This window comes from Mesorhizobium sp. B2-3-5 (assembly GCF_006442395.1).
GTDB lineage: Bacteria > Pseudomonadota > Alphaproteobacteria > Rhizobiales > Rhizobiaceae > Mesorhizobium.
Window position 1 is genome coordinate 240049 of sequence record NZ_VFVX01000006.1, and the last position, 10948, is coordinate 250996.

At 62.3% G+C, this 10948-nt stretch carries 14 protein-coding genes; 10 read left to right on the plus strand and 4 right to left on the minus strand.

All coding sequences use genetic code 11. The features are described from left to right. The first annotated feature begins 15 nt into the window (after positions 1-15). Genes coxB through FJ958_RS10505 form a run of 4 tightly spaced genes read left to right on the plus strand, consistent with a single transcriptional unit; the run spans position 16 to position 4121 of the window. Positions 16-1029, plus strand: coding sequence for a cytochrome c oxidase subunit II (gene coxB / locus FJ958_RS10490; RefSeq protein WP_140742201.1), 1014 nt, complete (start codon positions 16-18; stop codon positions 1027-1029). 41 nt (positions 1030-1070) lie between these two features. Then, complete coding sequence (ctaD, locus tag FJ958_RS10495) at positions 1071-2957, plus strand: cytochrome c oxidase subunit I (protein WP_150830289.1); 1887 nt, start codon at positions 1071-1073, stop codon at positions 2955-2957. Next, positions 2954-3556, plus strand: coding sequence for a cytochrome C oxidase subunit III (locus FJ958_RS10500; protein ID WP_140742206.1), 603 nt, complete (start codon positions 2954-2956; stop codon positions 3554-3556). Before ctaD ends, FJ958_RS10500 begins: the two co-directional genes overlap by 4 nt. A gap of 1 nt (position 3557) precedes the next feature. Further along, the gene (locus FJ958_RS10505; protein WP_181176353.1) at positions 3558-4121 is read left to right on the plus strand and encodes a c-type cytochrome; all 564 of its coding nucleotides are present in this window, start codon (positions 3558-3560) and stop codon (positions 4119-4121) included. Here FJ958_RS10505 and FJ958_RS10510 read toward each other — a convergent pair. Further along, entirely contained in the window at positions 4106-5527 is a 1422-nt protein-coding gene (locus tag FJ958_RS10510) for a cytochrome c (RefSeq protein WP_181176354.1), read from the minus strand. The genes FJ958_RS10505 and FJ958_RS10510 overlap by 16 nt on opposite strands. Positions 5528-5807: 280 nt before the next feature. Between FJ958_RS10510 and FJ958_RS10515 the strand changes: the two genes are divergently transcribed. Continuing rightward, entirely contained in the window at positions 5808-6023 is a 216-nt protein-coding gene (locus tag FJ958_RS10515; RefSeq protein ID WP_140690234.1) for a hypothetical protein, read from the plus strand. Between the two features lie 17 nt (positions 6024-6040). On the opposite strand, the gene FJ958_RS10520 is transcribed toward FJ958_RS10515, so the two are convergent. Continuing rightward, positions 6041-6394, minus strand: coding sequence for a low affinity iron permease family protein (locus FJ958_RS10520; protein WP_348642200.1), 354 nt, complete (start codon positions 6392-6394; stop codon positions 6041-6043). Between the two features lie 91 nt (positions 6395-6485). On the opposite strand from FJ958_RS10520, the gene FJ958_RS10525 reads away from it, so the two are divergent. The 5 genes from FJ958_RS10525 (at position 6486) to FJ958_RS10545 (ending at position 9388) form a co-directional block, all read left to right on the plus strand. After that, positions 6486-6818, plus strand: coding sequence for a DUF768 domain-containing protein (locus FJ958_RS10525; protein WP_140742208.1), 333 nt, complete (start codon positions 6486-6488; stop codon positions 6816-6818). Between the two features lie 77 nt (positions 6819-6895). Continuing rightward, positions 6896-7477, plus strand: coding sequence for a hypothetical protein (locus FJ958_RS10530; protein ID WP_140742210.1), 582 nt, complete (start codon positions 6896-6898; stop codon positions 7475-7477). Then, complete coding sequence (locus FJ958_RS10535) at positions 7474-8694, plus strand: divalent metal cation transporter (protein ID WP_140742212.1); 1221 nt, start codon at positions 7474-7476, stop codon at positions 8692-8694. The genes FJ958_RS10530 and FJ958_RS10535 overlap by 4 nt, the downstream gene beginning before the upstream one ends. Further along, a complete protein-coding gene (locus tag FJ958_RS10540; protein WP_140742214.1) occupies positions 8694-9053 on the plus strand; it encodes a hypothetical protein in 360 nt (119 codons plus the stop codon). The genes FJ958_RS10535 and FJ958_RS10540 overlap by 1 nt, the downstream gene beginning before the upstream one ends. Positions 9054-9055: 2 nt before the next feature. Next, complete coding sequence (locus tag FJ958_RS10545; protein ID WP_140742216.1) at positions 9056-9388, plus strand: hypothetical protein; 333 nt, start codon at positions 9056-9058, stop codon at positions 9386-9388. Positions 9389-9407: 19 nt separating this feature from the next. Here the strand turns inward: FJ958_RS10545 and FJ958_RS10550 are convergent, their stop codons facing one another. Together FJ958_RS10550 and FJ958_RS10555 are read right to left on the minus strand one after the other, a co-directional pair. Beyond that, entirely contained in the window at positions 9408-10286 is an 879-nt protein-coding gene (locus tag FJ958_RS10550; RefSeq protein ID WP_140742218.1) for a cytochrome c oxidase assembly protein, read from the minus strand. After that, positions 10283-10540, minus strand: a complete 258-nt coding sequence (locus FJ958_RS10555; protein WP_246679573.1) for a hypothetical protein — start codon at positions 10538-10540, stop codon at positions 10283-10285. Before FJ958_RS10555 ends, FJ958_RS10550 begins: the two co-directional genes overlap by 4 nt. Positions 10541-10948: the final 408 nt, after the last annotated feature.

Consider the following 10948-nt stretch of genomic DNA (forward strand, 5'->3'; position numbering starts at 1 on the left):
GCGGCGGTGCCGGACATGGACAAACTGCGCTGCGCAGGGGGGATAGGGGCGTTGGCAGTCCTGCTTTCAGGGTGCAGCCAGTGGCAGTCGGCATTGCATCCTCAAGGCGGCGGCGCGCGAGCCATCCTCGGGCTGATCTGGCTTTTCACGGCCGTCTCCGTGGTGGTGTGGGTCCTTGTCGTGATGGCTCTGGCGATGGCTGTCCTTCACCGTCGGCGGGGTCAACAGGCAGGCGAGCCGCTTGCGATGGATCGGAGACGTGAGCAGAACTTTTTTCGCGTCGTCGTCACAGCCGTTGCAGTGACTGTCGCTGTCCTCGTCGGACTGACTTTCGCCAGCTTCCTGACTGGAAAATCCAACGCCGCGCTCAACGGAGAGGCGTTCACCATCCATCTCACCGGTCATCAATGGTGGTGGGAGGCGCGCTACCAGCTTGACGGTCAATCCGACATTGTCACCGCCAACGAAATCCATCTGCCTGTGGACCTGCCGATCCGGGTCGAACTCGACTCCGCCGATGTCATCCACAGCTTCTGGGTCCCGAGCCTCGCGGGAAAACGCGATCTTATCCCGGGTCGGCCGAGCGCGATCACGCTGCTGGTGGAAAAGGCGGGGACTTACCGTGGCCAATGCGCGGAATTCTGCGGCTATCAGCATGCGCACATGGCAATGACGGTCGTGGCCGAAAGCCGCTCTGCCTTCGATGCCTGGGTCGCACGGCAGCGGCTCGACGCCCTGCCGCCGAAGGTGGACGAAGCCCGCCGCGGGCAAGCAGCTTTCCTCGGAACCGGATGTGCGCTCTGTCATACGATCCGCGGCACTCCGGCGGCTGGCGCCGTCGGGCCGGATTTGACGCATCTTGCAAGCCGCGGCTCTCTTGCCGCCGACACCTTGCCGCTGACCCGAGGCGCCCTCGCGGCGTGGATCGCCGACCCGCAGTCGATCAAGCCCGGCGCCAGAATGCCGAGCATCGCTCTCAGTGCCGACGACCTCAATGCGGTGGTCGCCTATCTGGAGGGCCTGCAGTGAGCGCATCCGAGGTCGAGCTCGACGGAGAGAAGCTCAAGGGCATACGCGATACCGGCCTCGACGATGCCACGCTTCATGGATATCTGTCCAAGACCTGGAAAACACCAGATGGCCTTTATGGTTGGCTGGCGACCGTAGACCACAAGCGCATCGCCCACCGCTACGTCGTCACGGCCTTCCTCTTCCTCGTGCTGGCCGGGATTTCCGCGCTCGTGATGCGCTTTCAGCTTGCTTCGCCCGAAGCGGGCCGCGTCGGCCCGGATCTCTACAATCAGCTTTTCACCATGCACGGCACGACGATGATGTTTCTCTTCGCCGTGCCGATGATGGAAGGTTTTGCCATCTACCTGGTGCCGTTGATGATCGGCTCGCGCAACGTCGCGTTTCCGCGCCTCAATGCCTTCAGCTATTGGGTCTATGTGTCGGGCGGATTGATGATCTGGGTGGCGTTTGCCTTCAACACCGGTGCCGATGCCGGGTGGTTTTCCTACGTACCGTTGGCGGGTCCCGAGTACGGCACCGGCAAGCGCCCGGATTTCTGGGCGCAGATGGTCACCTATACGGAGGTTTCGGCGCTTGCCGTCGCCGTGGAGGTCATCGCCACCGTCTTCAAGCAAAGAGCGCCGGGCATGACGCTGGACCGCATGCCGATCTATGTCTGGTCGGCTTTGGTGATGGCATTCATCATTCTCTTTGCGATGCCGGCGGTGATGGTGTCGAGCACGATGCTCATTCTCGACCGGCTCGTCGGGACGCAGTTCTTCAACCCGGCAAGCGGAGGTGATGTGCTTCTTTGGCAGCACCTCTTCTGGTTCTTCGGCCATCCGGAAGTCTACATCATCTTTATCCCGGCGACGGGTTTCGTTTCGGCTATCCTGCCTGCCTTCGTCCGCAGGCCGGTATTCGGCTACCTGGGCATCGTGCTGTCGCTCATAGGCATCGGGCTGCTGTCTTTCGGCCTGTGGGTACACCACATGTTCGCCACCGGCCTGCCGCAGCTTGGCGAAAGCTTCTTCACCGCTTCGTCCATGATGATCGCCATCCCGAGCGGGATCCAGATCTTCTGCTGGATCGCCACGATTTGGGGCGGACGACCGGTCCTGGCAACACCGCTCCTGTTCGTGCTCGGCTTTATCGTGACCTTCGTCATCGGCGGCTTGACCGGCGTCATGGTCGCGTCGGTACCGCTCGATCTACAGGTGCATGACACCTACTTCGTCGTCGCCCATTTGCATTATGTGCTGGTGGGCGGCGCGGTCTTTCCGCTGCTCGGCGCGGTCTACTACTGGTTTCCCAAGATCACCGGGCGCATGCTTGGCGAACAGCTTGGGAAATGGAACTTCTGGCTGGTCTTCATCGGCTTCAATGCCACTTTCTTTCCCATGCACATTCTTGGCCTGCAAGGAATGCCGCGACGGGTCTACACCTATCCGCTCGAAAGCGGCTGGGGAGGCACGAACCTCTTCGTCAGCCTGTGCAGCCTCGCCCTGGCTGCCGGGTTCGGAGTTCTCTTCCTCAATGTCGTCCTTAGCCTCAGGCGCGGACGCCTTGCCGGGGACAACCCCTGGGGCGCGAGCACGCTGGAATGGGCAACCACCTCGCCACCGCCGTCGTACAATTTCCCGCGCATTCCGGTGGTCGATCATCGCGAGCCGCTCTGGAAGAATGCCGAGGTGCTTCCTGTCGCGGAGGGGCTGCGCATCGACGCACGCGAGGTGATGGTCGGCACCGTCGCCGATGCGGTGCCGCAAATCCGCCAGCCCTCGGCCGACAATTCCATCTGGCCGTTTCTCGCCGCGATTGCAGTCGGCGTGGCCTTTCTGGCCTCGATCTATACGCCATGGGCCGTGGTTTGGGGCTCCTTGCCGGTGGCGGTGACCTTCATCGGCTGGTTCTGGCCCAAGGCGATTCCGGAGGACGAGGAATGAAGCACCGCGCCGTTGCCGATATCAGCCGGCTGCCGACCTATGATTTCGGCGCGAGTACTCCCATGTGGTGGGGAACGCTGGCCTTCATCGCGCTCGAGGCGACCGGTTTTGCCCTCGCGATCGGCGCCTATCTCTATTTGGCGTCGATCAGTCCGCAGTGGCCGATCGCCGCGTCGCCGCCGGACCTGTTCCCGGGCACGGCCATACTGGTCGTTCTCATCATCAGCGTCGTTCCCAATCACATGGTCGAGCAATGGGCAAAGAGGCAGGATCTGGCGAAGGTGCGCGTCGGTATGATCGTGATGTCAGCCGTTGGTTTCTTGCCTTTGCTGCTGCGCATCTGGGAGTTCGCGGCACTGGAGATCCGCTGGGACCAGAACGCCTACGGCTCGATAATCTGGTTCATCGTCGGATTGCACACGACCCACCTGCTCACGGATGTCGGCGATACGGTCGTGCTCGCGGTGCTGATGTTCACCGATAAGGGCAACACGGGCCGACGTTTCAGCGATGTGGCCGACAATGCCTTCTACTGGGATTTCGTGGTCGCTTCGTGGGTCGTGCTCTATTTCGTAATCTACTGGTTTCCGAGGATGTGAGATGCAGTCCATCAGGCACCGGCAGCGTTTCTCGCGCCACCATATTGCGTCGCGTGGTCTGGCCGGGCTTCTGCTGTTTGCCGGTGGCCTTGTTTTTCTGTTGCGCGTGCGTCCACGCGTAGCCATTCCATCGAGCGCCTCGGACGTCGCCTCGCTGCCGCGAGACAAACTCATGACATGGAGCGCCGCCTTCCTCGGGGGTGCCGTTTTCGTGGCCGGCGCCTATCTCGCGCAGGCATGGCGCGCGGAGTTCCTGAGCGAGGCGCAGATCAACCAGCAGACCGGCGGCGAGGCTGCCCGCGCCATCCCCGCGATGATCCGCAACGGTTGCGGCGGATGCCATGAAATTCCCGGCGTGCCCGGCGCCAGAGGGACGGTCGGCCCATCGCTGGCCGGCGTCTCCCGGCGGTTCTATATCGGCGGCACGGCGCGAACTTCCTCCGATGTGATGATACGCTGGATCAGCCGTGCACGGGACGTCGACCCGAAAACGGCCATGCCCAACACCAACCTGTCGCCGCAGGAGGCACGCGACATCGCCGCCTATCTTTACGCACGGACGTGACCTGGAGGGAGCCGTCCCAGGTAGCGTCGAGCAAGCAGCCACACACAAAACAACAGGAGCGCGGCGCAGGCGGCGACGAGCGCCTCCACGCAGATCAGCATCAGTGTTTCCGGGGTTTGCGCGCCCGCTCGCATCTGGCGCACGTCGGACGCCGCGACGTTGACCTCGGGATTGCCAAAATGGGCGAAAACATAGTTGGCAAGGCTTGCGACCTGGCCATCGTCGAGCCAATCGGCGAACGCGGCCATGGAAGGGCGGCCCGCGACGCCTCCGGCCTGGACGCCATAGAGGATCGTCATCACGACGTTTTCCGATGTCGGCGCCCCCGTCGTCGTGTTGTGGACGAGCGAGGGGAAGCCGCCGTCGGATGATCCGCGCCCATCAGGTCCATGGCAATCGGCGCAGAGCGAGGCATAGAGTCCGGCTCCGTCGGAGGTGATGTTGCCGTGCGGCACGTTTTGGCCGTCCGGCCCGGCACTGGCGGCGATGCCTTGCCGTGAGGACCGCGGCTGCTTCTCCTCGCCGGCTTGGGCCGGTACGCTGCGCAGATAGGCGACCATTGCACGGATGTCGTCGTCGGGCAGATGGCTCAGGCTGTTGGTCACCGTTTCGGCCATCGGCCCTCCGGCGTAGGACTTGCCGGGCAGAGCGCCGGTCTTGAGAAAGCGGACGAGTTCGGCGTCGCTCCAGCCGCCGATGCCGGCTGTCGGATCGGACGTGATGTTGTAGGCCCGCCAGATACCCGCGGACCCGCCGGCGAGGTTCTTTTGTTTGTCCATCCCCAACGTCATGGTTCGCGGCGTGTGGCATGCGCCGCAATGCCCCAGTACCTCGACGAGGTAGGCGCCTCTGTTCCATTCGTCGTCGTGGGAAGGATCCACGGCGAATGGACCGCCGCGCCAGTTAGCGATCTTCCAGAACTTCACGATGGGCCGTTGGCTGAAAGGAAATGGCAGGATGTTGTCGGCGCGAGGCTGGGCGATGGGTGGCCGGGCGAAGAGATAGGCCTTGACAGCCAGAACGTCGGCGCGGCTCATCTGCGCGAAACTTTCGTAGGGCATGGCCGGATAGAGATCGGCGCCGTCCCGCCGCTTGCCTTCCCGTACCGCGCGGACGAACTCGTCATCCGTATAGCGCCCGATGCCGTTGTCGCGGTCGGGCGAGATGTTCGTGGAATAGACCTCCCCGAATGGCGTCGGCACGCGATAGCCGCCAGCCAGCGGCCGGCTGGGGTCCGAGGTGTGGCAGCCGATGCAATCGGCGGCGCGCGCAAGATATTCGCCCCGTTCGATCTCGGAGGCCCAAAGCGGCGGGACGCCTGCCAGCAGCAGCACCAGGAGGAAAGCGGTCCGGATGCACCAATCCTGCGGCGCAAAATGGGGCCGACCCAACTTGATATGCAGCATGGTCGAAAACCCGAACCAGATGGCTCCGGCCTAACCACGAGCGGCGAGGTATGTTCCTGAGCTTCGGCCAGCATGCAATGGCCACGAACGAGACAGCAGCGCCGCCGCACCGACAGCAGCGGCCTTACGACCAACCGAAATTGAACCGAAATCCGGTCGACCTCGTCACGGTGACGCCCGCTGCCGTGCAGGCAGTTCGTTCTCGGCTGAGGAACAGAAGCTTCATGCCAATGGAACGGGTTGCGACGCCTCACGTTGCTGTCGCGAAGAGGAGATCACGATGAGACAAGCGGTCATGGCTGTTGTCGCGATGGTTTTGCTCGCGGCGTGCAGCAACAGCGATCCGGTGCAATCCAAGAGCGATCCCAACACCCAGCCAGTCGATCAAAACCCCAAGGTCGACAAGGACCCGACGCCTCAGACCTCCACGGGAGGGGATCAGCAGGGAACCCAGCCGGCTCAGGGGACCCTGCCGGCGAAGCCTGCTTCTCCCTGATTCACGAAGAGGTTCGATCAGCTAGCGGACCGCTCATGCTCGTCGTTGCGTCCGTCGAGCGAGCGTTTTCGCTCGATTTCCTCCGGCTCTTTCTTGTCGATTTGCGTGACATCGTTGCGCGCGTTACCGGTCGCGCGGATCAACTCGTCCAGCTTGGCCTGCAAGGCTTGGGTATCGCGGTGCTCCGCCCGCTGGATGAGAAGCGTCATGGCCCAGGTCACGAGGGTGGCGACGCCATGCCAGTCGAGTGTTTCATGCTCGAAGACAATCCACGCGACGGTGTAGCCGATAAGTATCAGAAAAGCCCAGGGCTTCGCCGTCAGTGTGCCGGTTGTGGTCAGAATTTCTCGGACGGGGTGAACAGCCATCATCACGAACGTGGCCGGCGATTTTGAGTTCCAGATTGCGTGCGGAATGGAACACCGGCCCTTTGTGCAAGTTGTCCGGTCGAGGAGACCAGATATGAGCGCAACCGTAGAGTTCTTTCGAAGCTGGTTACAGGAGAATGTCGGTAAACTGCCCGCCGACACGCAGGTCAGTATAGCGGTGCTGGCGCAACAGTTCGAACAGGATGCCGATGCCGCCGGATACGGACGCGAAATCCGCGAGGAGGAAATCGGTCATATCGAAGATGCCATCCAGCGCGCGCTCGATCAGGCGAGCGAGAATGATCCTGAAGAGGCAAGGATTCCCCCTGAAGAGAGCCCTCTGGCGCCGGTCATCGAAGCCTTGGAGACCTCCGAAGGGGCGGGCGCTCCGGGCTCGGTCGCAGACGAGAAGAGTGCGGGAACATAATGGTAAGCAACCGGCGACCTGAGGCCCGCAGATCGGTCTGCCATCTGCGCGTCGCAGGCGAGTTCGCGGGGCAATCTTTGGCCCGGACGGAACTTTCCGCCTTAGCCCGGTTTTTAGCTTCATCAACTTGTCGAGAGGCGAAAGATGACGCCGAAACTTGGCCGGCATTGCGCGCGGCCGAGGGAGGATGGCGTTCGGCAGCGAGGCAGTGGAGTTTGAAGCTTTTCAAGAATTGCGTTGAGCGGCTTTGCCGCGCCTGCCTGGTGATGACCGCAGTGGCCCTGGCTGCTTGTACGTCCTCCGACCCCGTCCAACAGCAATCCAGGACGGTCGCGTCAGCCGCGCAGGCGGCAGCCCTGGTAACCGACGCCTGGATGACAGGAGCCGCCCCTGCACGCTATACAGCGGCCACATTGCAATCGCTTGCCGAAACCGTCACCGAGGCCGATCGGCAGTTGCGGTCGGACGCCTCGCCCGAACCCGGAAGGAGAAGTGAAGTTTCGGCGGCGATGACACGGCTGTCAACGGCGGTGAAATATGCCGAAGCCGCCGTGAAGGCCGGCAGCCGGCCGCAGGCGGACAAGGCGCGGCAGGATCTTAACGGCGCGATGGCGGATCTGACTGTCGCCGCTGCCAGATACGACCAGCCGCAGTCATGAAAAAGCTGCTCGAGATTTCGCTTGGGGTCGTTACCAGTGTTGGCGGCTTTCTGGAGATCGGCTCGATGGCGACGGCCGCTCAGGCCGGCGCACTGTTCGGATTCCAGCTGATCTGGTCGGTCGTTCTTGGCACTGTCTGCATCATCTTCCTGGTCGAGATGGCCGGCCGCTTCGCTGCAGTGACCCGCCATACGATAGCGGACGGCATCCGCGAGCGGTTCGGCTTCAATGCCTTCCTGTGGCCGCTCCTGACCACGGTGCTGGTCAATTTCATGGTGCTGTCGGCGGAGATCGGCGGCGTTGCCATTGCCGGCGAACTTGCCACGGGCATCAGCTTCCAATGGTGGGCGCTGCCTGTCGCTTTCGTAGCGTGGCTATTGTTGTGGAAAGGCACGTTCGGCCTGATCGAGAAGGGCGTGTCGACGCTCGGCCTTGTCACGCTCTGTTTCATCGTCGCGGCGGTGATGCTCAAGCCGGACTGGAAACAGGTTGCTGTCGGCGCCGCGCCGAGCCTGCCCAGTCACGATACGGCAAACTACTGGTTCATGGCCGTCAGCATTCTTGGCGCCTCGATATCACCTTATCTCTTCATGTTTTACTCTTCGGGGGCGATCGAGGACCGATGGGACAAGAGCTATCTCGGCACCAATCGCGCCATTGCCGGCCTGGGTATGAGCTTTGGCGGGACAATTTCCGTCGGCGTTCTGATCGTGGCCGCGCTCGTGCTCGGCGCGCATGGCATAAGTCAGGTGGACGACTACAATCAGCTGCCGCTGATGCTCATCCCTATCTTCGGGTTCTGGGGTTTCGTGCTGTTTGTCGCTTCACTCGGCATCGCCTGCTTCGGCGCCGTGCTCGAAATTGCGCTGCAACAGGCTTACCTGATCGCGCAGGGCTTTGGCTGGACATGGGGCGAGGACAGCAAGCCGCGTGACAATCCGGGCTTCGCCAGCGTCTATTCGGTGTCGATTTTCCTTGCCGCGATCCCGATCGCGCTTGGCCTCGATCCGCTCAGGCTGACGGTCTTTTCGATGGCGATTACCGCTGCCAGCCTGCCGCTGACCGTGGTGCCTTTTCTCTTCCTGCTGAACGACAAGCATTACGTCGGCGAGCATCGCAACGGGATCATCTCGAATATCGCGGTGATCTTCATCATCACGCTGGGCTTTGTGCTTGCCGTGGTGACCATCCCCCTGCAGATATTCGGAGGCACCTGATGAAGCTGCTGCGCGATATGCTGGACAAACAGGTTGTCGATCGTGAGCAGGTCAAGATCGGCAAGCTGGACGGCTTGGTTGCCGAACTGAGGCCAGGCAAGCCGCCCAGGATCATTGCCATAGAAGTTGGATCGGTTACGCTGGCGCGCCGCCTTGGAAGGCTGCCAGGGCAATGGATGGCGCGCCTTGCGGCAAAACTCGGTGGCGAACGGCACGCCCGGCCGCATCGGATCCCCTGGAGCAAGGTGCGCGACATCGGCGTCGACATCGAATTCGACATCGACGTGCGCGAGACGGCAATCTTCGACTGGCAGGATTGGTTGCGCGATCATGTCATCGGCCGAATTCCGGGAGCCTGAGGATGGCGATCGTGAACGTCGACCATCTGGCTGGCCGGAGGGTCCTGTCCCAAAATGGCGAAAGCATAGGCCACATAGAGGAGATCGTCGCGGAATCGCAAGGCGACGACTTCGTCGTTACCGAATTCCGCATCGGCATTTTCGCCGCTTTTGAACGCCTGTCCGCTTCGTCGATAGGTACCGCCGTTCTCGATCTTTTTGGACTTCGCCGCCGCGAGGGACTCTATCGAATTCCGTGGGACAAGTTGGATATTTCGGATCCGACGAAGCCCAAGCTCCTTTGCACGAAGGAAGAACTTGGTGGCATGAAGGCGGAGCCCGAGAGCGGGACATGAAGCTACCACCCGGGCCGACCTAACCTGGCCGAAGCGCATCGGCGCCTGCTCTGGTTTCGCTTGAGCGAATCCAAAGGCCGGCCAGGAGAAGCGCTGCTCCGCCATAGACAAGGCCAGCCGGAATCCACATCACCAATCCCGCGAGCTGCTGGTCTTCGATAGGGCTCAGGTTCCACAACGCCGCGCCGACAGCGTTTTGCGGATACCAGAGCTTCGGCGACAAAAGCAGCAGAACGCCGAGCAGACCGGTGTGCAGCGAGGTGACGAACAGATGCATGACGGCGCTGCCATAATTCTGCTGGCGGCCTGGACGTGGCAGCAGGGTCCACCAGAAGAGCAGTCCAGTGCCGAAGAAGCTTGCGTGCTGCGCGTAGTGCAGCACGCCCTGCTGAAGTGCTATCTCGAACAGGGCCGGGATGTGCCAGATCCATATAGCGATGCCGTGGATGACGGTCGCGTTGAGCGGACGGGCGACGAAGGCCCAGGCCATCCGCAGCAGTTTCCCATGCCCGATCGTTCCAAGATTGCGCCGAAACCCGGCGGGCAATGCCCACAGCAAGGCCGCGGCAGGACAGGCTGCAACCAGCAGGGGCGCCGCCACGGCCATCAGCAGTTCATGTTCGATCATGTGCGCAGCAAAGAGCCGCTCGCCAAGCGCATGGATCGGACTGACCAAAGCCGCCGCCAAGACAATCCAGCCCATGGCGAACCACAGTGCCTGCCGTACCCGTAGAGCTCTGCCATGGCCGCTGCGGCGCCACAGCCGCGTCGCGCCGGTCGCATAGGCAATGGCCACCGCCGCTAGCGGCAGGGTAATCGGCAGCGCCAAGGTCCATCCCGCTGCCGGCGCGCCTGCGCCGTAGCAAATCGAACTGGAGAAGAATGCATCGAAGCTCATCGCAGGCAGCCATCGACGATGAGTGCGGCGCTGCCTTGCATGATGATGACCAGCGCAAACAACAAAGCAGTCCCCATACCGAGATCGGCAATGAAGCGTTCAGTGCTTTGCTTGCGTCCGGAGGCGCCGTCTAGCCGCCTTGCCCGCCACGATAGCGCACCTCCGACGAGCGAAAGCAGCGTAAGCGTCAGGGCCAAGGGCAGCACGACAGGCACTTGATGGGCGCATTGCCAAGGCACCAGAACGTAGTTCACTTGCGTCGAGGTAGCCCAACTCAGCGGCCCTGACAGGAGCCCGCACCAGGAAGAACCCAACAGAACCGTGCGCATCCGAACTCGGTGTCCGCTTCACCAACGTGGGAACCCGCAACGCGATCATGCTGAAGAGTTCCGGCTATCGCGCGAGCCGCCACTTCCAGCAATATCCCCACAGCTGCCGCGGACCTAACGACGGTGCGAAAGCAATGTTCCGACAATGAACGAATGGCCTCGCGGGGCCACGTGGACCATCCAAGCCAACCCGCCTTCGGCGGCCCAGTTGACCCGTAACGCGACGGGTCGAAAGTTGGCGCCATGGATTCTGGAACGAGTTTACGTCGAGACAGGAACGATCCTCATTCTCCTGCATTCTTCCTAGGCTCCGTTCAACTTCTCTTGCCGAGG